Below are 24,260 nucleotides of genomic sequence, written 5' to 3'. Positions count from 1 at the left end.
GGCGCTAGGCGGCGGAGGTCACCCGGTAGACGTCGTAGACGCCTTCGACATTGCGGACCACGTTGAGCAGATGGCCGAGGTGCTTGGGGTCGCCCATCTCGAAAGTGAAGCGGCTGATGGCCACCCGGTCACCGGACGTGGTCACCGAGGCGGACAGGATGTTGACCTTCTCGTCGGCCAACACCCGGGTCACGTCGGAGAGCAGACGGTGCCGGTCGAGCGCTTCGACCTGAATCGCCACCAGGAACACCGATGACGGCGACGGCGCCCACAGCACCTCGATGATGCGTTCGGATTGCTGCTGCAGCGACGCGGCGTTGGTGCAGTCGGTGCGGTGCACGCTGACTCCGCCGCCGCGGGTGACGAACCCCATGATCGCGTCTCCGGGCACCGGCGTGCAGCACTTGGCCAGCTTGGTCAGTACGCCCGGCGCGCCGGGCACCGAGACACCGACGTCGTCGGTGCTGCGCTGGCGACGCGGAATGGTGGTCGGCGTGGACCGCTCGGCCAGGTCTTCCTCGGCCTGGTCGATGCCGCCCAGCTCAGCCAGCAGCCGCTGCACGGCGTGTTTGGCCGACACGTGCCCTTCGCCGATCGCGGTGTAGAGCGCAGAGACGTCGGTGTAGTGCAGTTCGCGCGCCACCGCCGACATGGACTCGGCATTGACCAAGCGCTGCAATGGAAGTCCGCCGCGGCGAACCTCGCGAGCCATGGCTTCCTTGCCGGCCTCCAGCGCTTCTTCGCGGCGCTCCTTGGCGAACCACTGCCGGATCTTGGTCTTGGCGCGCGGTGACACCACGAACTGCTGCCAGTCCCGCGACGGCCCGGCGTTGGGCGCCTTGGAGGTGAAAACCTCCACCACTTCCCCGTTTTCGAGTTTGCGTTCCAGCGCGACCAGCCGGCCGTTGACACGCGCGCCGATGCAGCGGTGCCCCACCTCGGTGTGCACCGCGTAGGCGAAGTCCACCGGCGTCGACCCGGTCGGCAAGGTGATGACGTCACCCTTGGGGGTGAACACGAAGATCTCTTGGACGGCAAGGTCATAGCGCAGCGATTCCAGGAACTCGCCGGGGTCGGCGGCCTCCCGTTGCCAATCGAGCAGCTGACGCATCCAGGCCATGTCGTCGATCTCGGCCGCGGCATGTGGATGCGGAACTCCGTTGCGGCCCTTGGCTTCTTTGTAGCGCCAGTGCGCGGCGATGCCGTATTCGGCGGTGCGGTGCATGTCGCGAGTGCGGATCTGCACCTCCAACGGCTTGCCCTCCGGCCCGACGACGGTGGTGTGCAGCGACTGGTATACGCCGTAGCGCGGCTGGGCGATATAGTCCTTGAACCGGCCCGCCATCGGCTGCCACAGCGAATGCACCACGCCCACAGCGGCATAGCAGTCGCGGATCTCGTCGCACAGGATGCGGATGCCGACCAGGTCGTGGATGTCGTCGAAGTCGCGGCCCTTGACGATCATCTTCTGGTAGATCGACCAGTAATGCTTGGGCCGGCCTTCGACCGTCGCCTTGATCTTCGACGCGCTCAGGGTGGCGATGATCTCGGCGCGGACTTTGGCCAGATAGGTGTCGCGCGACGGTGCGCGCCCGGCCACCAAGCGGACGATCTCTTCGTACTTCTTGGGGTGCAGGATCGCGAACGACAGATCTTCCAGTTCCCACTTGACGCTGGCCATACCCAGCCGGTGGGCAAGGGGCGCAATGACTTCCAGCGTCTCGCGGGCCTTGCGTGCCTGCTTCTCCGGCGGCAGGAAACGCATGGTGCGCATGTTGTGCAACCGGTCGGCCACCTTGATGACCAGCACGCGCGGGTCGCGGGCCATCGCAGTGATCATCTTGCGGATGGTCTCGCCCTCGGCGGCGCTGCCCAGCACCACTCGGTCCAGCTTGGTCACCCCGTCGACGAGGTGCCCCACCTCTTCGCCGAATTCCTCGCTCAGCGCCTCGAGGGTGTACCCGGTGTCCTCCACCGTGTCGTGCAGCAGCGCGGCCACCAACGTCGTGGTGTCCATGCCCAACTCCGCCAGGATGTTGGCGACGGCCAGCGGGTGGGTGATGTAGGGATCCCCGGAGTGGCGCAGTTGGCTGGCGTGGCGCTGGTCGGCAACCTCGTAGGCCCGCTGCAGCATCGACAGGTCCGCCTTGGGGTAGACCTCGCGGTGCACGGCCACCAGCGGCTCGAGCACCGGGTTCAGCGCGCTGCGCTGGGCGGTCATCCGCCTTGCCAGGCGGGCCCGCACCCGCCGGGATGCGCTGCTCGATGTCTTGAGGGTTTCGGCGGGCGGCTCGGGTGTTTCGGGCACCGCCTCGACGACAGCGCTGGCGTCCGAGGGCGCAACAGCCTGCACTGTGGTCTGGTCGTCGGCCACGGTCGTCACCTCCGACCTCGAGGATATCTCGTCAATTTCCCTTGCCCGTCGCTTCCGACGCTACGGGGCCAGTGTGCGCTGACGGTCTCGAGTGTGCACTCGCGGCGGGAAAACCGGCGCAATCCCGCCCTGGGCGCACACTCGGAACCGCCAACTCACCGTCGATGCCCGCCGCCGCCACCCCTGGCCGCCATGACCCGGAACAGGGACCCGGCCCTACGCCTGGCTCAAGCTGTGCACGGACAACGGCGCCACCGCCTCGCGGCCACCCAGCGCCGGAAGCTCCACCACCACCGCCGCCTTGGTGACGTTGGCGCCCGCCCGCTCGAGCAGCCGGTTGGCCGCGCCCAGCGTGCCGCCGGTGGCCAGCACGTCGTCGATGATCACCACGTTGAGGCCGGCGAGTTCCAGGCCGTCGGCCGGAATCTCGATGGTGGCCGGGCCGTACTCCCGCTCGTAGTCCTCACGCAGCACCGGCGGCGGCAGTTTGCCGCTCTTGCGGATGGACAGCACGCCGGTGCCCAGCCGGGCCGCGATCGCCGCGGCCACCAACGAGCCGCGCGATTCGATGCCGGCGACCAGATCCGCACCGGAGGCGATCTCGGCCAACGCGTCAATCACCGCGTTCATCGCTTCCCGGTCGGCGAACAACGGGGTCAGGTCTTTGAACTGGACCCCGGGCTGGGGGAAGTCGGCGACGTCGCGCGTCAACGCCGCAATCACCTGGGCCACAGAAGGGATGTCGCTAGCAGTCGTCACTGCACCAAAGCCCATCGGTCCATGTTCCAGCCCGCTCCCCAGCGGGTTGGGTTCCTGCTCACGGCATACATCTTCTTCGACATCAACAACGTCCGCTGCTGCCGGTACAGCGGCAACGTCGGCATGTCACCCCACAGTACCGGCGCACCATCGCCGAGCAATCGAACCCGCTCGGCGGGGTCAGCGGATACCGCCAGCGCCCCAATGATGCCGTCTACCTGCGCATTCGAATAGCCGGAGAGGTTGTTTCCGTTGCCGCTGTGCAGGTCGTAGGCATCGATCGGGGACGACCCGCTGGACCCGCTACCGGTGGCCCCGCCGGTGCTGGCCAGCAACGCGTCGATCTTGCCTTCCCGCAGCGCCTGTGGTCCCGGGGTCGTCAAGCTCACATCGGAGACGGTGATCCCGGCCGGTCCGCAAGCCTTCGCGATGGCACCCACGGTGGCGGCCAGGCGCGCGTTGGGTCCCCGATAGCCGATCCGCACGGTCAACGGCGCACCCCCAAGCGCGGTGCGCGCGGCGACGGGATCGGCCCGGGTGAACTGGCCGGCCTCGGCGGAACCGTCGGCCGCGGCAACGGCGTCGTCGGTCGCCGGGCTGAGCCGGGAGTTGGCGATCGCCACCCCCGCGTCCTTGGCGATGGTGTCGCGCGGTGTGCACAGCGCCACCGCGCGCCGGGTGCGCGCCTGTGCCAGCTCGCCCTGCGGCGCGAAGATCAGCTGCTGAATCCCCGCCGAGGCGTAGTCGGAGCGTTCGTAGTTGTCCGGGGTGGTCAGGGCGCCCGACGATCCGGCGGCGACGTCGACCACATCGACGTTGCGGCTGTTGATGCGGTCTTGGATATCGACCGCCTGCGGCCACACCGTGACACGTTTGGTGATCGCCTTGGCGCCCCACCAGCGGTCGTTGGCGACCAGCACCACGCCCCCACCGTCCAGGACGGACTCGATCTTGTACGGGCCCGACGACGGGAAGCGTTTGACGTCGATACCGGGCTTGAGGTCCCAGGTGGTGTTCCACGCTTTGGCGATCTGTTCGATCACCGGTGTCTTCTTGGTCAGCAACGCCGCGGTGACGTCGGTGCTCAGCAGGTCGCCGATCACATGTGAGGGCATCATCGAAGTCGCGGTGAACAGCTGCGTGTAGTCGACGACGCTGCGGTCCGGGATGAACGACACTCGGGCCTTCTTCTGCCCCGGCGCGCACTCGACGTTGGCGATGTCGGTGTAGCCGGCTTGGGTGGCGGCGTCGAAGCCGGGGAAACGCCCGGACTGCGCCGCCCACGCCAGCACCATGTCGTCGCAGGTCACCGGCTTGCCATCGGAGTAGACGGCGTTGTCGGCGATCTGGTAGTCGAGCACCAACGGCGCACCGCCGACCACCGAGATGGTGCCGAAGTCGTGGTCGGCGACCACCTGCCCGTCCGGCCCGTGATAGCCGAACCCGGTCAGGGTGCGGGCGAACGCCTGCGCTGTGGCCGAGGAGGCGCCGACGACCGTGTTGGCGTTGTAGGTGGGAATCGTCCCGTCGACCACGTAGTCGATTTGACCGGCCGCGCTACCCGAGCAGCCGGTGAGCGCGCCGGCCACCAGGACGGCCGCCACCGCGATGGCCGACAGCGCTCGCCGAAAGCCGGCCGACGAGCCAAGGTCTCCCCTAAGACGCCGACGCCAGCTGGCCATCGCCGCTACCGCCGACCGGCGTTTCGCTTGCCGGTCGGTCGCCGGGTGCCGGTGGGACGGACCGGACGGGCACCAGGCGCCGGCTTGCTCGACGTCGCCGCCTTGGTCGTCGCGGGTTCGGGCGCAGTGGCCGCGTTGGCTGCAGCGGTGTCAGTGGCTTCGATGGCTTCGGTGGCTTCCGGGGCTTCGGATGACTCGCTCGGGTCGGCGCCGGTGGCCGAGGCGGTACGGCGCCGACGTTCGACCCGGCGGGTGTGGTTGCGCACCAGTTCGGTGCGTTCCCGCAGGGTGACCAGCAGCGGCGTGGCGAAGAAGATGGAGGAATAGGTGCCGACGATGATGCCGATCAGCTGGACCAGCGCCAAGTCCTTCAGCGTTCCGACACCCAGCAGCCACACGGCGACGACCATCAGCGCCAGCACCGGCAGCACGGAGATGAGGCTGGTGTTGATCGAGCGCATGAATGTCTGGTTGACCGCCAGGTTGGCGTGTTCGGCGAAGGTGCGCCGGGTGGTGTGCTGGAAGCCGTGCGTGTTCTCCTCGACCTTGTCGAACACGATGACGGTGTCATAGAGCGAGAACCCGAGGATGGTCAGCAGGCCGATGACGGTGGCCGGCGTGACTTCGAAGCCCACCAGCGAATACACGCCGGCGGTCACGGTCAGGTCGAACACCATGGCCGCCAGCGCCGACAGGGTCATGTAGCGCTCGTAGCGCACGGTGATGTAGAGCGCGACCAGCACCAGGAAGACCACCAGCGCGATCACGGCCTTCTTGGTGATCTGACCGCCCCAGGTCTCGGACACCGCCGCGTCGCTGATCGCCTTCTTACTGGCCTTGCCGTCGGGCCCTCGCGGCTGGAACTCGTCGAACAGGGCGTTGCGCAGCTTCTCGGTCTGGTCGTTGGACAGCGTTTCGGTCCGGATCTGCACTGTCGCCGACGATCCCTTGCCGACGGTGACCACCGACTCCGGATCGTGGCCGAGGGTCTTCTTGAAGACGTCTTCGACCTGGGCGACCTGGACCGTGCCCTTATCGCCCGAGGCGGGGAACGACACCGTCGTGCCGCCCTTGAAGTCGATACCGAAGGTGAACCCGCGCAGGATGATGCTGAGCACCGCGATGGCCATGATCGCGCCGCTCACGCCGTACCAGAGCTTGCGCCGTCCCACCACCTCGAACGCGCCGGTGCCGGTGTAGAGGCGAGACAGGAAGCTGTGCTGGGGCGCCTTACTCTTCGCGGGGGTCAGCGGCGCCGCTTCCTTGGTGGCCTCCGTGATCTCGACCGCCTTGGTGTCAGCATCGCTCTTGTCAGTCTTGGCTTTTGCCGCCATCGCGCTATCCCCGTCCCGTCTTGGAAGCCACCGCGCGGCGTTCACGTGCGATCTGTTGCACGGCGCCCAGGCCGTTGTAGGTCGGCTTTGCCATCCGCGGGGACTTGGAGGCCAGATACACCAGCGGCCACGTCACCAGGAACACCACGACCAGGTCCAGGATGGTGGTGAGCCCCAGGGTGAAGGCGAACCCCTTGACCTGGCCGATCGCCAGGAAGTACAGCACCGCAGCGGCCAGGAACGTCACCGCGTTGCCCGACACGATGGTCTTGCGGGCACGCGCCCAGCCGCGGGGAACGGCCGACCGGAAGGAACGGCCTTCCCGGATCTCGTCTTTGATGCGTTCGAAGAACACCACGAACGAGTCGGCCGTGGTCCCGATACCGATGATCAGACCGGCGATGCCGGCCAGGTCCAGCGTGTAGTTGATATATCTTCCCAGCAGCACCAGGATCGCGAAAACCATTGCGCCCGAAGCTGTCAGTGACAGCGCCGTCAGCAATCCCAGTACCCGGTAATAGAGCAGCGAGTACGCCAGCACCAGTGCCAGACCGATCGCGCCGGCGATCAACCCGGCCCGCAGCGACGTCAAACCCAGTGTCGCCGAGACTGTTTGGGCTTCTGAGGATTCGAATGACAGCGGCAGCGATCCGTACTTCAGCACGTTGGCCAGCTGGCGGGCGGTGGCCGCGTTGAACGGCGGCTCCCCACCACTGATTTGAGTGCGGCCACCGGGAATCGCTTCATTGATCACCGGGGCGCTGACCACCTGGGAATCCAGGGTGAAGGCGGTCTGAGTGCCGACGTGCGCGGCGGTGTAGTCGGCCCAGACGTTGGCCGCCGGGCCTTTGAACTGCAGGTCGACGACGTAGCCGATGCCGCGCTGATCCATGCCCGACTGCGCGTTCTCGATCTGGTCACCGCTGATGATGGACGGCGCCAGCAGGTAGGCGGTCTTGTGATCGGTCGAGCAGGTGACCAGCGGCAATTTCGGGTCGTCATTGCCGGCCAGGATGTCCTCTTTGTCGCAGCGGGTGGCCTCGAACTGCAGGGCCACCATCTGGATGTACTGGCTGGTGCTTTGCCGCCACTTCTTCTCCTGGGCGATGCGCTCAGCGAGGTCCTTGCGCGGGTCCGGCGGCGCGGGCGCGTCGGCCGGCGGTGGTGTGTCTCCCGCAGGCGCGTTCGTCGGCGCCGGGGCGGGAGCCGGGCTCGGCGCGGGCGCGGGGCTCGGGGCGGGGGTGGGCTCTTGCGGATAGGGCCGCGGCTGTGGTGCCGGTCCTGGCGGCGGCCCCCCGGGCGCACCGGGCTGACCAGGGGGCGGAGCCGGTTGGGCTCCCGGCGCCGGCGCAGGGGCGGGTTTGGGTTCTGGCGGCGCCGCGCCTTGGGCCGGGACCGAGTTGAGAACCGGCCGGATGTACAACCGGGCGGTCTGACCGAGGTTGCGGGCTTCGTTGCCGTCGGTGCCGGGCACCGTGATGACCAGGTTGTCGCCGTCGACCACGACTTCGGAACCGGAGACCCCCAGGCCGTTGACGCGGGCGCCGATGATCTGCTGCGCCTGGGCCAGCGCTTCCCGGCTGGGGCGCGAGCCGTCCGGGGTACGCGCCGTCAAAGTGACCCGGGTGCCGCCCTGCAGGTCAATGCCCAGCTTGGGACTGGCCTTCTTGTCGCCGGTGAGGAACACCAGCAGATAGACGCCGACCAGCATGAGCAGGAACACCGACAGGTAGCGGGCAGGATGCACTGGCGCCGAAGACGATGCCACGTTCCTTATATCTCCTTGCGAATCGGTTTTGCCCCCGACAGAGCCTACGTGTCGTGTCGGCGACTTCGGTCAGGACTCTTTGCCCGAATCTTTGATGACGGGATCGGCGCCGGCCTCCTCGGCCGGTTCGACGTCGATGTCATCTTCATCGAATTCGTCGTCCGGCAGGATCCGGTCGCGTATCGCCAACTTCATCCACCTGGTCACCACGCCTTCAGCGATTTCCAGGTCGACGGTGTCGTCGGTCAGCGAAACGATGGTGGCTTCCATGCCGGAGGTGGTGTGCACCCGGTCGCCGGGCTGCAGCGACTCGTGCAGGTCGATGGTGGCCTGCATGGCACGCCGCTGGCGCCGCGACGCGAAGTACATGAACCCGCCCATGATGAGCAGGAACGGCAAGAACAGAACGAAACTCTCCATCAAAAACGCCTGTCTGTCGTATCGGTAGTCACCGGCCAGTCTGCCATTCCCGCAGGTCGTAAACCGACGGCCCCGCGCGACCCGCCTTGGCGGTAGCGGCCCGACCGTGAAGCCAGCCGCACGCTGGGCCGCGACCGTGAAGCCAGCTGCACGCTCGGCACGGCAACCGACGCCGGCCAGCAGCTAGGCTTTATCCGCGACGCGACTGGCGCGCCGCGGAAGAGGAGGATCCGTGGCCAGCCTGGAGCAGAGTCGCCATCTGGTCACCGAAATTCCCGGTCCCGCATCACTCGAGCTGACCAAGCGCCGCAACGCGGCGGTGTCGCACAGCGTGGGCATCAGCATGCCGGTCTACATCGCCCGGGCGGGCGGCGCCATCCTCGAGGACGTCGACGGCAACCGGCTGATCGACCTCGGGTCCGGCATCGCCGTGACCACCATCGGCAATGCGGCGCCCCGGGTGGTCGACGCGGTGCGCGCGCAGGTCGAAGAGTTCACCCACACCTGCTTCATGGTCAACCCCTACGAGGGTTACGTCGCCGTCGCCGAAACGCTCAACCGGATCACGCCCGGCTCCGGCGAGAAACGTTCGGTGCTGTTCAACTCCGGCGCCGAAGCCGTCGAGAACGCCATCAAAATCGCCCGATCCTTCACCGGCCGGTCCGCCGTCGTCGGGTTCGACCACGCCTACCACGGGCGCACCAACCTCGCGATGGCCCTGACCGCCAAGTCGATGCCCTACAAGAGCGGCTTCGGCCCGTTCGCCCCCGAAATCTACCGCGCGCCACTGTCCTATCCCTACCGGGACGGATTGATCGACAAGGAACTGGCCACCGACGGCGAGAAGGCCGCCGCGCGGGCCATCACCGTGATGGACAAGCACGTCGGCGCCGACAATCTCGCCGCGGTGATCATCGAGCCCATCCAGGGCGAAGGCGGGTTCATCGTGCCGGCCGAGGGTTTCCTGCCCGCGCTGCTGGACTGGTGCCACCAGAACGACGTGGTCTTCATCGCCGATGAGGTGCAGTCCGGCTTCGCCCGCACTGGAGCGATGTTCGCCTGCGAGCACGACGGCATCGAACCCGACCTCATCGTCACCGCCAAGGGCATCGCCGACGGCTTCCCCCTCTCCGGGGTCACCGGCCGAGCCAAGATCATGGACGCCCCCCATTCCGGCGGCCTGGGCGGGACATTCGGCGGCAACCCGGTCGCCTGTGCCGCCGCGTTGGCCACCATCGAGACCATCGAAGAAGAGGGCCTGGTCGAGCGAGCCCAACACCTGGAGGGGTTGATCACCGAACCGCTGCGCCGGCTGCAGTCCAGCGACGACCGCATCGGTGACGTGCGCGGCCGCGGCGCCATGATCGCGATCGAGTTGGTGAAATCGGGCACCGCCGAGCCGGATCCCGAGCTCACCAACCAGCTGGCCACCGCCGCGCACGCTGCCGGCGTCGTGATCTTGACCTGCGGCATGTTCGGCAACGTCATTCGCCTGCTGCCGCCCCTGACCATCAGCGACGAACTGCTCACCGAAGGCATGGAGATCCTGACCGGCCTGCTCGGTGATCTCTAGCCACACCTGGCAGTTACCTGACAGAACGCACCGCGCCGGTTTCTGCAACTGGGCGTGGGTAACCTCACACCGCCGCGATCGGCGTGACCGTTGAGGAATAGCCGTTAGTTTCGCTAACGTTTTATAGATCAGCGCCGCAGAGGCGCAAGCAACGCCTAAAGCATCTTCCAGTCATTAGAGGACCAGTTATGTCAACTCCCACTCTCGACGAGCGCCTGGAGCGCCGCATCGAGCAACTCATCGCCAACGACCCGCAATTCGCAGCCGCCGCTCCGGACCCGGCAGTCGGCGCCGCCCTGGAGCAGCCGGGCATGCGACTGCCGCAGATCATCCAGACGGTTCTGGATAGTTACGCCGACCGGCCGGCTTTGGCGCAGCGGGTGGTGGAGTACGTCAAGGACCCGGCGACCGGGCGCACCTCGATGGAGTTGCTGTCCCGCTTCGAGACCCTCACCTACGGCGAGCTGAGCGAGCGCGTCGGGGCGCTGGGGCGCGCCTTACTCAACGAGTCGGTGCGCGCCGGGGACCGGGTGTGCGCGCTCGGATTCAACAGCGTCGACTACGCGACCATCGACATGGCGCTCGGACAGATCGGCGCGGTGTCGGTTCCTCTGCAGACCAGCGCCGCGATCACCCAGCTGCAGCCCATCGTCGCCGAGACAGAGCCCACCCTGATCGCCTCGAGCGTCGCGCAACTCCGGGACGCCGTCGCATTGATCCTGTCCGGCGAGCACAAGCCCGCGAAGCTGATCGTGTTCGACTACCACCCGCAGGTTGACGACGAGCGGGAAGCCGTGGAGGACGCCCGTGCACAACTGAGCGACGCGGGGGTTGCCGTCGAAACGCTGTCCGACGTCGTGGAGCGCGGCAAGGGGTTGCCCGCCGCGCCGGCCCCCGCGTCCGACGACGACGACCCGCTGGCTCTGCTGATCTACACCTCCGGCAGCACCGGTGCCCCCAAAGGTGCGATGTACCCGCAGAGCAACGTCGGCAAGATGTGGCGCCGGTCCAGCCGCAACTGGTTCGGGGAAAGCGCCGCCTCGATCACGCTCAATTTCATGCCGATGAGCCACGTCATGGGACGCGGCATCCTCTACGGCACGTTGGGCAACGGCGGCACCGCCTACTTCGCCGCCAAGAGTGACCTTTCCACGCTGCTCGAGGACCTCGAGTTGGTGCGGCCCACTGAGCTCAACTTCGTGCCGCGGATCTGGGAGACGCTGTTCGGCGAGTTCCAGCGCCAGGTCGAGCGCCGCCTCGCCGAAGCCGGTGACGCGGCCGACCGGACGGCGATCGAGGCCGAGGTCCTGGCCGAGCAGCGCCAGTACCAGCTGGGCGGCCGGTACATCTTCGCGATGACGGGCTCGGCGCCCACCTCCCCTGAGCTACGGGCCTGGGTGGAGGCACTGCTCGAGATGCACCTGATGGATGGCTACGGCTCGACCGAAGCCGGCATGGTGCTGTTCGACGGTGAGATCCAGCGTCCCCCGGTCATTGACTACAAGCTGGTCGACGTCCCGGACCTGGGCTACTTCGGCACCGACCGCCCCTATCCCCGCGGCGAGCTGCTGCTGCGGACCGAGAACATGTTCCCCGGCTACTACAAGCGCCCGGAAACCACCGCCAGTGTCCTCGACGAGGACGGGTGGTACCGGACCGGGGACGTCTTCGCCGAGGTCGAACCCGACCACCTCGTCTACGTCGACCGCCGCAACAACGTGCTCAAGCTGGCGCAGGGCGAATTCGTCACCCTGGCCAAGCTGGAAGCCGAATTCGGCAACAGCCCGTTGATCCGGCAGATCTACGTCTACGGCAACAGCGCACAGCCCTACTTGCTGGCGGTCGTGGTGCCCACTGAGGAGGCGCTGGCGCGCTGGGACCTGGAGACACTGAAGCCCAAGATCGCCGACTCGCTGCAGACCGTGGCTCGGCAGGCCAACCTGCAGTCCTACGAGGTGCCGCGCGACTTCCTCATCGAGACCACGCCGTTCAGCCTGGAGAACGGTCTGCTGACCGGTATCCGCAAGCTGGCGTGGCCGAAGCTCAAGCAGCACTACGGCGAACGGCTCGAAGCGCTCTACGCCGAGCTGGCCCAGGGGCAGGCCAACGAACTGGCCGAGTTGCGGCGCAACGGTGCCGACGCGCCGGTGCTGCAGACGGTCAGCCGGGCCGCGGCCGCGATGCTGGGAACGGCGGCCAGCGACTTGTCTCCCGACGCCCACTTCACCGACCTGGGTGGGGACTCGCTGTCGGCCCTGACGTTCGGGAACTTGCTGCGCGAGATTTTCGACATCGACGTGCCGGTGGGTGTCATCGTCAGCCCGGCCAATGACCTGGAGGCGATCGCGGCCTACATCGAGGCCGAGCGCCAGGGCACCAAGCGGCCTTCGTTCGCGGCCGTGCACGGGCGTGGCGCCACCGAGGTGCACGCCAGTGACCTGACGCTGGACAAGTTCCTCGACGAAGCCACGCTGGCGGGTGCCCGCGACCTACCGAAGCCCACCGCGGAGGTGCGCACGGTCCTGCTGACCGGCGCCACCGGCTTCCTGGGCCGCTATCTGGCTCTGGAGTGGCTGGAACGCATGGACCTGGTCGACGGCAAGGTGATCGCGCTGGTGCGGGCCAAGTCCGACGAGGAGGCCAGGGCCCGGCTGGACCGGACCTTCGACAGCGGTGACCCGAAGCTGCTGGCGCACTACCAGGAGCTTGCCGCCGACCACCTGGAAGTCATCGCCGGCGACAAGGGCGAGGCGAACCTGGGCCTGGAACCCCAGGTGTGGCAGCGGCTGGCCGACACCGTCGATCTGATCGTCGACCCGGCCGCCCTGGTCAACCACGTGCTGCCCTACAGCGAACTGTTCGGCCCCAACGCGCTGGGCACCGCCGAGTTGATCCGCATCGCGCTGACCAGCAAGCAGAAGCCCTACACCTACGTGTCAACGATCGGTGTGGGCGACCAGATCCAGCCGGGCCAGTTCACCGAGGACGCCGACATCCGGCAGATCAGCGCGACCCGTCAGATCAACGACAACTACGCCAACGGCTACGGCAACAGCAAGTGGGCCGGCGAGGTGTTGCTGCGCGAAGCGCACGACCTGTGCGGGCTGCCGGTGGCGGTGTTCCGCTGCGACATGATCCTGGCCGACACCACCTACGCCGGTCAGCTCAACGTGCCGGACATGTTCACCCGGATGATGCTCAGCCTGGTCGCCACGGGCATCGCTCCGGCCTCATTCTACGAACTCGACGCCGACGGCAACCGGCAACGCGCCCACTACGACGGGCTGCCGGTCGAGTTCATCGCCGAGGCCATCTCCACGCTGGGCGCGCAGAACGTCGGCGAGGGATTCCAGACCTACCACGTCATGAACCCCTACGACGACGGCATCGGGATGGACGAGTTCGTCGACTGGCTCATCGAGGACGGCAACTCGATCCAGCGCATCGCCGACTACGGGCAATGGCTGCAACGGTTCGAGACCTCGCTGCGCGGGCTGCCGGAAAAGCAGCGTCAGGCCTCATTGCTGCCGCTGCTGCACAACTACCAGCAGCCGGAGAAGCCGCTGCGGGGATCGCTGGCGCCGACCGACCGGTTCCGCGCCGCCGTGCAGGACGCCAAAGTTGGCCCCGACAAGGACATTCCGCACATCTCCCCCGCCATCATCGCCAAGTACGTCAGCGACTTGCGCCTGCTCGGCCTGCTGTAGCACCGCACGACACTCCGATTGCCAGCCCAAAGTGGGCTGGCAATCGGTGTTTTGGCGCCCGGATGTTCTCTCACCCGGGAACGGCTATCAATGAATGACTTTCCTGATAGGTGCTGACGGCGCTGAACTTCCATGCCATTTAGCAAAATTGGCGCCACACCTCGTGCGGCTCGCGTAGCGTTCCCCGCGCAATCGTGTCGATCGCCTGAGGTCAGGAGGACCCGGAATGTCGTCTTTTGTGTTCGCAACACCTGAGGCGCTGGCCGCAGCGGCGGGCGATTTGCGCGGAATTGAGGAGGTGCTGCAGGCGGCCACCACCGCCGCGGCGCCGCTGACCACGGCGATCGTCCCGATGGCGAGTGATGAGGTGACTGCGGCTGTCACCAGGTTGTTCGGCACCTTCGGTCAGGAGTTCCAAACGCTCAGCGCGCAGGCGGCCCTGTTCCAGGACCAGTTCATGCAGGCGTTGGCGGCAGGAGGCGGCGCGTATGCGGCGGCCGAGGCCGCCAACGGCGGGTGGCTGCAGAACGTGGAGCAAAACGTATTGGGGTTGATCAACGCGCCCACCAACACGTTGCTGGGGCGCCCGCTGATCGGCGACGGTACCAACGGTGCGGCAGGCACCGGGCAAGCCGGTGGCGCCGGCGGGATCTTGTGGGGCAACGGCGGCGTCGGCGGGTCGGGGGCTGCGGGCCGGACCGGCGGTCGCGGCGGTGACGCCGGCCTGTTCGGAAATGGCGGAGCCGGCGGAGCTGGCGGAACGGGTGCGGCCGGGGCCGCTGGTGGTGTCGGTGGAGCGGGCGGTGCCGGCGGCCTGTTGAGCGGGTTCGGGGGCGTCGGAGGCGCGGGTGGCACTGGAGGTGCCGGGGCCGGCGGCGTCGGCGGAGCCGGCGGGGTCGGCGGTGCGGGCGGAGCCGGCCGGGCACTGTTCGGCGGAGGCGCCGGCGCCGGTGGCGCGGGCGGGATGGGCGGCGCCGGCGACATCGGTGCCACTGGAACAGCCGGTGCGGGAGCGGTGGGCGGCCACGGCGGTACCGGGTTCGCCGGTGGCGCCGGTGGGGCCGGTGGTGACGGCGGGGCCAGTTACGGGCTACTGAGTGCCGGTGGAGCCGGTGGGGTCGGCGGCACCGGAGGCACCGGCGGCCACGGTGGGACCGGCGGTACCGGCGTTGGTTACAGCGTCGACGGCGGCACAGGCGGCACTGGCGGCAACGGTGGCAGCGCCGGAGCGGGCGGGACCGGCGGCAGTGGCGGATTCCTGGGCGCCGCTGGACACGCTGGCGGCGCGGGCACTGGCGGTGTTGGTGGCACCGGCGGTACCGGCGGTCAAGGCGATGCTGGCGTGGCGGGCATGTCAGCTGCCGTGCCGAGCATGGGTGGGCAGGGCTGGCAAGGCGGGGCGGGCGGTCAAGGCGGCAATGGTGGCGCCGGTATCGGCGGGGTCGGCGGCGGCGCCGGCGGTCACGGCGGCACTGGCGGCGGCGGGGGCGGCGGCGGTAACGGCGGCAATAACACAGGCATCGCCAGTGGCGGAGTCGGCACCGGCGGCATGGGCGGCCAGGGCGGCACCGGCGGCGCCGCGGGAGCAGCGGGCATGGGCGTCGACGGTGGTGCCGCAGGCGCGAATGGCGCCGGCGGGACCGGCGGTCATGGCGGCAATGGCGGTATGGGAGCCACCGGAGCCGACGGCAAAAACAGCATGTTCAGCCCGACTGCGGGTGGACAGGGCGGTCAGGGCGGCGCCGGGGGCACGGGTGGCACTGGCGGGGCCGGCATTAACGGAGTCGGCGGCGGGCAAGCCGGCACCGGGGGCACGGGTGGCAGCGGCGGCACAGGCGGCAACGGCGGCACCAACACCGGCACGACCAGCACCGGAGCCACCGGCGGCGGCGCCGGCGCCCAAGGCGGCCAAGGCGGCACCGGCGGCGCTGCCGGCGCGGCAGGCGCCGTCACCGACGGCGGAAAAGCCGGCAGCATCGGCACCGGAGGCACGGGCGGCCACGGCGGCACCGGCGGCAATGGCGCCACCGGCGCCAACGGCGTCGACGACAGCACGAGTCCCACCGCCGGCGGGCAGGGCGGTCAGGGCGGCGCTGGCGGACGGGGCGGCACGGCCGGCGCCGGAATCAACGGCAGCGGTGGCGGGCAGGCTGGCACCGGCGGCACCGGTGGCAACGGCGGCGGCGGCGGTAACGGCGGCACGAACACCGGCATCACCAGCACCGGAGCCAGCGGAGGCGGCATGGGCGCTGATGGCGGTCAGGGCGGCACCGGCGGCGCCGCAGGCGCGGCAGGCGCCGTCACCGACGGTGGAAAAGCCGGCAGCGTGGGCACCGGAGGCACGGGCGGCCACGGCGGCACCGGCGGCAATGGCGCCACCGGCGCCAACGGCGTCGACGACACCACGAGTCCCACCGCCGGCGGGCAGGGCGGTCAGGGCGGCGCAGGCGGACGGGGCGGCACGGCCGGCGCCGGAATCAACGGCAGCGGTGGCGGACAGGCCGGCACCGGCGGCGCCGGTGGCAACGGCGGCGGCGGCGGTAACGGCGGCACCAACATCGGCATCACCAGCACCGGGGCCAGCGGCGGCGGCATGGGCGCCCAGGGTGGCCAGGGCGGCACCGGCGGCAGCGCGGGGGCGTCAGGCGCCGTCATTGACGGCGGAAAAGCCGGCGGCAACGGCACGGGAGGCAACGGCGGCACGGGCGGAAACGGCGGCGACGGCGCCACCGGTGCCGATGGCCTCAACGGCCTCGACCCCACCCCTGGCAACCAAGGCGGCCAAGGTGGCGCGGGCGGACAGGGCGGCAGCAGCGGCGCCGGCATCAACGGCGTCGGCGGCGGGAACGCAGGAAACGGCGGCATCGGCGGCCGCGGCGGCAACGGAGGTGACGGCGGCATCAATGCCGGCTACACCGAAACCGCACCTAGCGGCGGCGGCACGGGCGTCCACGGTGGTCAGGGTGGCACAGGAGGTACCGCAGGAGCGGCGGGCTCGCAGGTCGACGGCGGCGCAGCGGGCTTCAACGGCACTGGCGGCACCGGCGGCACGGGCGGGGCCGGCGGCACTGGTGCTTCTGGTCTAAACGGCACGTCGGGAGCCACACCTACCGAGGGCGACCAGGGCGGCGCCGGCGGGGCGGGTGGCGCCGGCGGCACGGGCGGGGCCGGCATCAATGGAATCGGCGGCGGGGCCGGCGGTCAAGGCGGCGTCGGGGGCTTCGGCGGATCCGGTGGACAGGGCGGCATTAACACCGGCAGTTCCCCGCTGCCCTTCAGCGCGAACGGCGGCCAGGGCGGCACGGGCGGCATCGGCGGTACCGGCGGAGCGGCTGGCGCTGGTGGCACCAGTGGTGGTGAAGGCGGAGCAGGCGGTACCGGCGGCAACGGCGGCAACGGCGGCCAAAGCGTTCTCCTCGGCGGGGGTGGCGGCGGTGGAGGTGCGGGTGGCCAAGGCGGCGCCACTGGAGGCGGCGGAGCCGCCGCTGGCCAAGGCGGCACTGGCGGTACTGGCGGCACCGGTGGCCAGGTCAACGCTCCCGCCCAAAATGCACTTGCCGCCGGTGGCAGTGGCGGTGGCGGAGGAGGCGGCGGATTGGCTGCAGGTGACGCGCCCGGCATGGGCGGAGGCGGCGGTGGTGGCGGCGCGGGAGGCGGTCTCGCGTTCGGCTCAATGCTGGGTGGAGGCGGCGGGGGCGGCGGTGCGGCGGGCGGCCCCGGCGGCACCGGCGGGAACGGCGGCGCCGGCGGTACCGCTGTTGCCCTGGACGCGGGAAACCTTGGTATCGGCGGGCCGGGCGGTGCCGGGTCCTCGGGTGGTACCGGCGGCGGAGGTGGCCAAGGTGCCGCGGCGAACGCCACCTATCCCAACTCGGCGGGCAACGGTGCTTCGGGCAGTGATGGGAGTGCCGGCGGTGCCGGCGGCGGACCCGAACAGACAGCGCAGGGCGGTCAGGGCGGCACCGCGGCTGGACAAGGCGGCAGTGGCGGCTTGGCGTACGAGCAATTCTTCTCCGACCACTCCGGCGGTGCGGGCCAGTCCAGCTGACGCCTGGCGCCATAGTGTCGAACACCCAGAACGCCCAGGCCGCGTGGCCTGGGCGTTCTGGTGGGGAGGTGTCAGGCGTTCACGCCGTGGTGCCGGCGCCACAACCCGTGTCGCCGTTGGGGCGCCGCGTCGGGCTCGTACTGCTGTGGCCGCGGGGCGGTCATCGCCTGCGAAGAGACATCGGTGTGATCCGTCTCGACCGGGTGGGCGTACGCCTGCGACGCCGGCGTGGCGGGCTCGACGGCAGTCGCCGGGGTGACGGGCACGACGTCGCGGGCCAGCCGGACCGCCAGGCGGGACAGCACGGCACCGCCCAGGAAGACGATCAGGGTGCCCAGCCCGGTGAAGTAGGCCAACTCCAGCACGGCGCGCTTGCGGTCGGTGACGGCCACCGGGTCGCCGACGGACCCGGTGCGCAGCAGCGGCGCGAGCGTGGTGCCGACTATGAACCATGCGCCGCCGAAGGTGGCCAGCCAGCCGCCGAGCATCGCGGTGGCACGGTTCCTGGAAACGATCAGGAGCAAGCCGCCGACCGCGGTGGCGGCACCCGGGAGCACCTCGAGCCAGCCGCGTGCCGCGGTCCAGGACTGCCCTGGCGTGTAGGCGAAATCGAAGTTGGGACCCACGAACGGGATCAGCGCACCCCAGGCCCCGAGGAGGACTAGCAGTAATCCGGTCACCGCGCCGCGGGAGCGTGGCATACGCATCCGGGCGGGACGGTCTTCTGTGTGCTTCATGACCGACGGATACCCGAGGAGTCGGCGGCGTAACCGGCTGCAGCACAGCGTTGGCCGACTCTTAGGAAATCGATACCAACGCTCTTATCGCCTTCCGTGCCAGGTCAAGCCGTTGCAGGTGTGACTCCAGTTAACAATGTGAAAGTTGAGTGTTAAGTCGCCAGCGCGAGAACCAGCAAGACGATGGCGATCACCGGGAACAGGCCTTGGGTCACCGCGGCGCGCGCCTTGTCGCGTGCGGAGATCAACAGAACCAGCGCAGCAGCGGCCATCGACCCCACGCCGGCGAATATCAGCGCCGACCCGATGCCATGGTGTCCGGTCGCGACGGCGGCGATGCCGATGCCGGTGATGATGGCTAGGAACAGGTTGTAGAAGCCCTGGTTGAAGGCCAGCAGCTTGGTGGTTTCGGCTTCCTCCCGCGTGGTCCCGAAGGTGGCTCGCGTGCGCGGCGAGGTCCAGGTCAGCGACTCCATGGTCCAGATGTAGACGTGCAATACCGCGGCCAGCCCGGCGACTATCAACGCGGCGGTGAGCATGGCGCCTCCTATCCTGTCGTCCGACCAGCTAGTCGAACAGCCCTGGTTGCGCCACGCCGGCTGGTGGCGTCATGCCCAAGTGAGTCCAGGCCAGCGCGGTCGCCACCCGGCCTCGCGGGGTACGGGCGACCATACCGGCACGCACCAGGAAGGGCTCGCACACCTCCTCCACGGTGGCCGCCTCCTCCCCGACCGCCACCGCCAGCGTGGACACCCCGACGGGCCCTCCGCCGAAACTGCGGGTCAGTGCCGACAACACCGCCCGGTCCAGCCGGTCCAGACCGAGTTCGTCGACGTCGTAGACCTCCAACGCGGCCTTGGCCACATCGCGAGTGATGATGCCGTCGGCGCGCACCTCGGCGAAGTCGCGAACCCGGCGCAGCAGCCGGTTGGCGATCCGTGGCGTGCCCCGCGACCGGCGCGCGATCTCCGCGCCGGCCTCGGCGCCCAACTCGATACCCAGAATCCCGGCCGAACGAGCCAGCACCCGCTCCAGCTCGGGCGGCTCGTAGAAATCCATGTGCGCGGTGAACCCGAACCGGTCGCGCAACGGACCCGTCAGCGCGCCGGATCGGGTGGTCGCACCGACCAAGGTGAAGGGCGCGACCTCCAACGGAATCGACGTGGCGCCCGGCCCTTTGCCGACCACCACGTCCACCCGGAAGTCCTCCATCGCCAGGTAGAGCATCTCCTCGGCGGGCCGCGCGATGCGGTGAATCTCGTCGATGAACAGCACATCGTGTTCGACCAAGTTGGACAGCATCGCGGCCAGATCGCCGGCGCGTTCCAGCGCCGGGCCCGAGGTCACCCGCAGGGAGGACCCGAGTTCGGCGGCGATGATCATGGCCAGCGACGTCTTCCCCAGCCCCGGCGGCCCGGACAGCAGGATGTGATCCGGAGTGCCGCCGCGGTTCTTGGCCCCCTCGATCACCAGCTGCAGCTGTTCGCGCACCCGCGCCTGCCCGATGAACTCCCCCAGCGAACGCGGCCGCAGGCTGACGTCGACGTCACCCTCACCCACCGTCAACGCCGGCGACACGTCGCGCTCCGGCAGGTCGTCGTCTCTCATCGGGCCTTGCCCAGCAGCGACAGCGCGGCCCGCAGCGCGCTGGACGTGGTGGCACCCGGCTCACCGGCCAACACCTTGTCGGTGGCCTCCTCCGCCTGCTTGGCCGCAAAACCCAGCCCGACCAAGGCCTCCACCACCGGACCACGCACCGCGTGCCCGTTGACCGCCGGGACTCCGGACGAGGATGCGCCGACCGGGCCGATCTTGTCCCGCAGCTCCAGCACCATTCGTTCGGCGCCACGTTTGCCGATACCCGGCACCCGCGTCAGAGCGGTGACGTCACCGTCGGCCAGCGCTTGCCGCAGTGCGGCCGCGTCGTGCACGGCCAGTGTGGCCATCGCCAGTCGCGGCCCGACGCCCGACACCGACATCAATGTCAGGAACAGGTCGCGGGTCTCGGTATCGCAGAACCCGTACAGCGTCATCGAGTCCTCACGCACGATCATCGCGGTGATCAGCCGCGCCTCGGCGCCTTGCCGCAGCGTCGCCAGCGTCGACGGGGTGGCGTTCACCCGATACCCGACCCCGGCCGCCTCGATCACCACGTGATCGAGCGCTATGCCGAGCACCTCACCACGGACCGAGGCAATCATCGGGCGGCTTTCAGCTTGTGCAGGTAGGCATTTCGTTGCTGGGCCGCCATCGCCTCGGCCTTGGCCAGACGGGCCAGCATCGGCGCCCGCCAGCAGTGGCAGATCGCCAGAGCCAGCGCGTCGGCGGCATCGGCTGGTGTCGGTTTGGCTTGTAGCGCAAGGATTCTGGTGACCATCGCGGTGACCTGAGCCTTGTCGGCGGCGCCGTTGCCGGTCACGGCGGCCTTGACCTCGCTGGGGGTGTGGAAGTGCACGTCGATGTCACGCTTGGCCGCGGCCAAAGCGATCACGCCGCCTGCCTGCGCGGTGCCCATCACCGTGGAGACGTTGTGCTGGGAGAACACGCGCTCGATGGCCAGCACGTCGGGCCGGTGGGTGTCCAGCCAATGTTCGACGGCGTCGCTGATAGCCAGCAGCCGTTTGGCCAGCGCCGCCTCCGCGGGGGTGCGCACCACGTCTACGTCGAGAGCCGTGATCTGTCGGCCGCGCCCACTTTCGACCAGGGATAGGCCGCATCGTGTCAACCCGGGGTCGACTCCCATCACCCGCACCGCAACCGCCCCTACCTTGTGCATTCGGCCCGAACAGCTGTTCGATAGCCTAGCGGCCCGGCCCGACACCGGCCGTCGCGACACGCGGTGCCAACGCCACGCCACGATATTGCGCGCCCAGCACGCGTCCGGCCGTCAGCAGCGGCTCGGTATCCCGCAGCGTGCGGGCCAGCACGAACGCCCCTTCCAGCGCCGCGACCAGTGCGACGATGACCTCTCTGGCGACCTCGGGCGCCACGCCGCGCCCGACGAAATACGCGGCGCCGTAGTCGAACCAGCCGCGGAACACATCGGCGCAGACGTCTCGAAGCGGCTCGACCGTGTCGGCTACTTCGGCGGCCACGCTGGCCACCGGGCACATGTTGGCGAAGCCCGTATCACGCATGTCCTCGGCGGCCTGGGTGAATGCCGCGTCAATGCCCTCGCCCAGGTCGGTGTAGCCGTCGATGATCGACGGGATGAGCAGTGCGTAGGCCGCTCCGGCGTTGGCCAGCGCTTCGCCGGCGATCTGCACCTTGCCGTCGCGGAAGTGGTGGTACAGCGACCCGATTGGCGCGCCGGACGCCGCGACCACGTCTTTCATGCCGACTGCGCCGTAGCCCTTGCGCCGCATCAGTTCGGTGGCCGCGGTGAGGATCGACTCTTTGGTGGTCCTTGCCATTTTCGCCTCCCAGTAACAGACTAGAGCATACGTTCTAGAATGATCGTTCTAAAGAAGGGCTCGCCGATGCGCACCGTGGAAGTCGCCGCCGGAACACTGGAGTACCGCGAGGAGGGCGACCCGCAGGGACCACCCGTCGTGCTGTTGCACGGCTTGCTGATGAACGACGCGCAATGGGACTTGGCGCTCCCGCTGTTGCCGTCGGGGTTTCGCTACCTGCTGCCGGTGCTCCCGATGGGCGGTCACCGCATCCCGATGCGCCCTGACGCCGACCTGACCATGCCCGGAATGGTCGGCATCGTCGCCGACTTCCTCGACGCGCTCGACCTGCGGGACGTGACGCTCGTGGTGAGCGACTGGGGTGGAGCGTTGCTGCTCACCGACAAGGGCCGCGACACACGCGTTGGCCGGCTGGTGATCTGCCCGAGCGAAGCGTTCGAGAATTTCCCGCCCGGGTTTCCGGGCAAGGTTGCCTGGCTGGCCACCCGCAATGCCGCCACGGTCTCCCTGGCGATGCGGCAACTCCGGATCGGCTGGCTGCGCCGCCGATGGCTGCTTTTCGGCCAGATGGCCAAAAAGCCGGTGCCACAGGGCATTGTCGAGAAATGGTTGGCGCCCGGCCTGGCCGACAAGCGGGTGCGCGCGGACCTGGTCAAGTACGGGCACAGCAAATTCCGGCGCGACGAGCTGATCCGGGCGACCAATGCGCTGGCCGGCTTCTCCGGCCCAGCGCTGGTGTTGTGGAGCGACAACCCGGTGATGCCGATGCGGCATGCGCAGCAGCTGACCAAGCTGATGCCCAACGCGCAGCTGCAGCTCATCGAGGATGCCTACGTGTTGACCATGCTGGACCAGCCCGAGGCGACGGCCGCCCGGATCGGTGCGTTCCTGCACCAGGTGATCGGCGCGCCACCGCCACGCTGAGGGCTGTTAACTTCGAAGCGTGTTCGTCACGGTAGGGCCGGCTCGGTGCCGCTGCATCGGCTCGCGGTAGCGCCGGCCGACGTGTCCGGGGCCCGGCTGGCGCTGGCGCTCAACGGGCCCGCACCTCAGCCGTTGGCCACCTGGCGACTGGACCACCCTGCCGGCGGCACGCTGTTGTTAGGCGTCCTGGGCGCATCCCATGTGATCACCATCGACCATGGCGGCCGCAGCTTCTCCGAGCAGGTGTCCTGCACCGCGAGCGTGGGCGGCGGCTTGCCGGAGCGCACCGAAGCCCCCGGCTACTGCCTGCAGTCCAAGACCGATAGCCAGGACGAGGCGACATTTCGGGCAATCGCCCAGAACCTACGCCGACGCTGCCGCGACGAGACCGGCTGGCTGGGCGGAGTCTTTCCAGGGGACGACGCCGCATTGACGGCGCTGTGCGCACACCCCGACGAATCCGGCTGGCAATGGCAGACCTGGCACCTGTATCCGCGCCGCCCGTTGGGCACCGGCGGGATGGTGGTGCACACCGCGAGCCGGTGGGCGCCCCGCGACTAAGCCTCGATCTGCGCCAGTATCTCGTCGGGGATGTCGGCGTTGGTGTAGACGTCCTGGACGTCGTCGCTGTCTTCGAGCGCGTCGACGAGTTTCATGACCTTGGCCGCGCCCTCGGCGTCGAGCGGGACGGTCACCGACGGCTGAAAACCCGCCTCGGCGGAGTCGTAGTCGATGCCCGCCTCCTGCAAGGCGCTGCGCACCGCGACCAGATCGGACGGTTCGGAGATGATCTCGAAGCTGTCACCCAGATCGTTGACGTCTTCAGCACCGGCCTCCAGCACCGCGGTCAACACGTCGTCTTCGGTGAGCCCGTTCTTCTCCAGGGTGATGACCCCTTTGCGGCTGAACAGGTAGGCGACCGAGCCAGGGTCGGCCATGGTGCCGCCGTTGCGCGTCATCGCGACCCGGACCTCACTGGCGGCCCGGTTGCGGTTGTCGGTCAGGCACTCGACCAGCACCGCGACGCCGTTGGGGCCGTAGCCCTCGTAGGTAATGGTCTGCCAGTCGGCCCCGCCGGCCTCTTCACCGGCGCCGCGCTTGCGCGCTTTCTCGATGTTGTCATTGGGCACCGAGCTTTTCTTGGCCTTCTGGATCGCGTCGTACAGCGTCGGGTTGCCGGCGGGGTCACCGCCGCCGACGCGGGCCGCAACCTCGATGTTCTTGATCAGCCGGGCGAACATCTTGCCGCGGCGAGCGTCGATCACGGCCTTCTTGTGTTTGGTGGTGGCCCACTTGGAATGGCCGCTCATCGGTGTCTCTTACCCCTCTTGTTGCATGAAAGTCGCCCAACGAGTCTATGTGGTGATCCGGGTGGGCGGCCCAGTGCGGTTGTCCGACCACTCCCCGACCGGCTTGGCGGCAGGTGCCGAAGTGCCCGCCTCACAGCGACACCTCGGTTTGTCGCTGTGAGGCGGGCACAAAGCCGAGTCACTGATCTGGCGACGCAAGTGACGAATGTGA

The 24,260-nt window shown here is 69.0% G+C and carries 18 protein-coding genes; 5 read left to right on the top strand and 13 right to left on the bottom strand.

The window, feature by feature from the left end; genetic code table 11:
* Positions 1 to 4: 4 nt before the first annotated feature.
* The 6 genes from I2456_RS10445 to yajC all read right to left on the bottom strand — a co-directional run bounded on the left by I2456_RS10445 (position 5) and on the right by yajC (position 8,337).
* Positions 5 to 2,374 carry a RelA/SpoT family protein gene (locus I2456_RS10445; protein ID WP_068032341.1) on the bottom strand — a complete coding sequence of 790 codons (2,370 nt, stop codon included), beginning with the start codon at positions 2,372 to 2,374 and terminating at the stop codon, positions 5 to 7.
* 216 nt (positions 2,375 to 2,590) lie between these two features.
* Entirely contained in the window at positions 2,591 to 3,148 is a 558-nt protein-coding gene (locus tag I2456_RS10440) for an adenine phosphoribosyltransferase (protein WP_082966037.1), read from the bottom strand.
* A complete protein-coding gene (locus tag I2456_RS10435; protein WP_082966038.1) occupies positions 3,130 to 4,815 on the bottom strand; it encodes an ABC transporter substrate-binding protein in 1,686 nt (561 codons plus the stop codon). The genes I2456_RS10440 and I2456_RS10435 overlap by 19 nt, the downstream gene beginning before the upstream one ends.
* Positions 4,816 to 4,820: 5 nt before the next feature.
* Positions 4,821 to 6,149: a protein translocase subunit SecF gene (gene secF, locus I2456_RS10430; protein ID WP_085072948.1), complete on the bottom strand. Its 1,329-nt coding sequence runs from the start codon at positions 6,147 to 6,149 to the stop codon at positions 4,821 to 4,823.
* A 4-nt stretch (positions 6,150 to 6,153) separates the two neighbouring features.
* On the bottom strand, positions 6,154 to 7,917 hold the full coding sequence (gene secD, locus I2456_RS10425) for a protein translocase subunit SecD (protein WP_163703818.1): 1,764 nt from the start codon (positions 7,915 to 7,917) through the stop codon (positions 6,154 to 6,156).
* A 69-nt stretch (positions 7,918 to 7,986) separates the two neighbouring features.
* On the bottom strand, positions 7,987 to 8,337 hold the full coding sequence (yajC, locus tag I2456_RS10420; protein WP_068165065.1) for a preprotein translocase subunit YajC: 351 nt from the start codon (positions 8,335 to 8,337) through the stop codon (positions 7,987 to 7,989).
* Between the two features lie 232 nt (positions 8,338 to 8,569).
* Here yajC and gabT point away from each other — a divergent pair, with 232 nt between their 5' ends.
* The 3 genes from gabT to I2456_RS10405 all read left to right on the top strand — a co-directional run bounded on the left by gabT (position 8,570) and on the right by I2456_RS10405 (position 17,665).
* Positions 8,570 to 9,910 carry a 4-aminobutyrate--2-oxoglutarate transaminase gene (gene gabT, locus I2456_RS10415; protein WP_085073300.1) on the top strand — a complete coding sequence of 447 codons (1,341 nt, stop codon included), beginning with the start codon at positions 8,570 to 8,572 and terminating at the stop codon, positions 9,908 to 9,910.
* A 188-nt stretch (positions 9,911 to 10,098) separates the two neighbouring features.
* Entirely contained in the window at positions 10,099 to 13,617 is a 3,519-nt protein-coding gene (gene car / locus I2456_RS10410) for a carboxylic acid reductase (protein WP_085073299.1), read from the top strand.
* 226 nt (positions 13,618 to 13,843) lie between these two features.
* Positions 13,844 to 17,665 carry a PE family protein gene (locus I2456_RS10405; protein ID WP_205880200.1) on the top strand — a complete coding sequence of 1,274 codons (3,822 nt, stop codon included), beginning with the start codon at positions 13,844 to 13,846 and terminating at the stop codon, positions 17,663 to 17,665.
* Positions 17,666 to 17,736: 71 nt separating this feature from the next.
* On the opposite strand, the gene I2456_RS10400 is transcribed toward I2456_RS10405, so the two are convergent.
* From I2456_RS10400 to I2456_RS10375, 6 genes are all read right to left on the bottom strand, one after another.
* Positions 17,737 to 18,402, bottom strand: a complete 666-nt coding sequence (locus tag I2456_RS10400; protein ID WP_085073165.1) for a hypothetical protein — start codon at positions 18,400 to 18,402, stop codon at positions 17,737 to 17,739.
* Between the two features lie 152 nt (positions 18,403 to 18,554).
* On the bottom strand, positions 18,555 to 18,941 hold the full coding sequence (locus I2456_RS10395) for a DUF1304 domain-containing protein (protein ID WP_085073166.1): 387 nt from the start codon (positions 18,939 to 18,941) through the stop codon (positions 18,555 to 18,557).
* A 28-nt stretch (positions 18,942 to 18,969) separates the two neighbouring features.
* A complete protein-coding gene (ruvB, locus tag I2456_RS10390) occupies positions 18,970 to 20,010 on the bottom strand; it encodes a Holliday junction branch migration DNA helicase RuvB (protein WP_068031495.1) in 1,041 nt (346 codons plus the stop codon).
* Positions 20,007 to 20,603 (bottom strand): Holliday junction branch migration protein RuvA, encoded by a 597-nt coding sequence (gene ruvA, locus I2456_RS10385; RefSeq protein WP_085073167.1) that lies wholly within the window; start codon positions 20,601 to 20,603, stop codon positions 20,007 to 20,009. Before ruvA ends, ruvB begins: the two co-directional genes overlap by 4 nt.
* Positions 20,600 to 21,154 carry a crossover junction endodeoxyribonuclease RuvC gene (ruvC, locus tag I2456_RS10380; protein WP_068032335.1) on the bottom strand — a complete coding sequence of 185 codons (555 nt, stop codon included), beginning with the start codon at positions 21,152 to 21,154 and terminating at the stop codon, positions 20,600 to 20,602. Before ruvC ends, ruvA begins: the two co-directional genes overlap by 4 nt.
* 49 nt (positions 21,155 to 21,203) lie before the next feature.
* Entirely contained in the window at positions 21,204 to 21,815 is a 612-nt protein-coding gene (locus I2456_RS10375; protein WP_085073168.1) for a TetR/AcrR family transcriptional regulator, read from the bottom strand.
* Between the two features lie 39 nt (positions 21,816 to 21,854).
* Here I2456_RS10375 and I2456_RS10370 point away from each other — a divergent pair, with 39 nt between their 5' ends.
* Together I2456_RS10370 and I2456_RS10365 are read left to right on the top strand one after the other, a co-directional pair.
* Complete coding sequence (locus I2456_RS10370; RefSeq protein WP_371869919.1) at positions 21,855 to 22,739, top strand: alpha/beta fold hydrolase; 885 nt, start codon at positions 21,855 to 21,857, stop codon at positions 22,737 to 22,739.
* A 45-nt stretch (positions 22,740 to 22,784) separates the two neighbouring features.
* Positions 22,785 to 23,300 (top strand): DUF2617 family protein, encoded by a 516-nt coding sequence (locus I2456_RS10365; RefSeq protein WP_068160891.1) that lies wholly within the window; start codon positions 22,785 to 22,787, stop codon positions 23,298 to 23,300.
* Here I2456_RS10365 and I2456_RS10360 read toward each other — a convergent pair.
* Positions 23,297 to 24,049 (bottom strand): YebC/PmpR family DNA-binding transcriptional regulator, encoded by a 753-nt coding sequence (locus I2456_RS10360; protein ID WP_068160888.1) that lies wholly within the window; start codon positions 24,047 to 24,049, stop codon positions 23,297 to 23,299. The two genes, I2456_RS10365 and I2456_RS10360, sit on opposite strands and share 4 nt — an antisense overlap.
* Positions 24,050 to 24,260 lie beyond the last annotated feature (211 nt).

This window comes from Mycobacterium kubicae (assembly GCF_015689175.1).
Lineage (GTDB): Bacteria > Actinomycetota > Actinomycetes > Mycobacteriales > Mycobacteriaceae > Mycobacterium > Mycobacterium kubicae.
This window is presented reverse-complemented; position numbering and strand designations above follow the sequence as displayed.

Bases quoted from the DNA above. Each gene is read 5' to 3' on its own strand.
- I2456_RS10440 (WP_082966037.1), bottom strand. From the start codon at position 3,148: ATGGGCTTTGGTGCAGTGACGACTGCTAGCGACATCCCTTCTGTGGCC.
- I2456_RS10435 (WP_082966038.1), bottom strand. From the start codon at position 4,815: ATGGCCAGCTGGCGTCGGCGTCTTAGGGGAGACCTTGGCTCGTCGGCC.
- secF (WP_085072948.1), bottom strand. From the start codon at position 6,149: ATGGCGGCAAAAGCCAAGACTGACAAGAGCGATGCTGACACCAAGGCG.
- yajC (WP_068165065.1), bottom strand. From the start codon at position 8,337: ATGGAGAGTTTCGTTCTGTTCTTGCCGTTCCTGCTCATCATGGGCGGG.
- car (WP_085073299.1), top strand. From the start codon at position 10,099: ATGTCAACTCCCACTCTCGACGAGCGCCTGGAGCGCCGCATCGAGCAA.
- I2456_RS10405 (WP_205880200.1), top strand. From the start codon at position 13,844: ATGTCGTCTTTTGTGTTCGCAACACCTGAGGCGCTGGCCGCAGCGGCG.
- I2456_RS10400 (WP_085073165.1), bottom strand. From the start codon at position 18,402: ATGAAGCACACAGAAGACCGTCCCGCCCGGATGCGTATGCCACGCTCC.
- I2456_RS10395 (WP_085073166.1), bottom strand. From the start codon at position 18,941: ATGCTCACCGCCGCGTTGATAGTCGCCGGGCTGGCCGCGGTATTGCAC.
- ruvB (WP_068031495.1), bottom strand. From the start codon at position 20,010: ATGAGAGACGACGACCTGCCGGAGCGCGACGTGTCGCCGGCGTTGACG.
- ruvA (WP_085073167.1), bottom strand. From the start codon at position 20,603: ATGATTGCCTCGGTCCGTGGTGAGGTGCTCGGCATAGCGCTCGATCAC.
- I2456_RS10375 (WP_085073168.1), bottom strand. From the start codon at position 21,815: ATGGCAAGGACCACCAAAGAGTCGATCCTCACCGCGGCCACCGAACTG.
- I2456_RS10370 (WP_371869919.1), top strand. From the start codon at position 21,855: ATGATCGTTCTAAAGAAGGGCTCGCCGATGCGCACCGTGGAAGTCGCC.
- I2456_RS10360 (WP_068160888.1), bottom strand. From the start codon at position 24,049: ATGAGCGGCCATTCCAAGTGGGCCACCACCAAACACAAGAAGGCCGTG.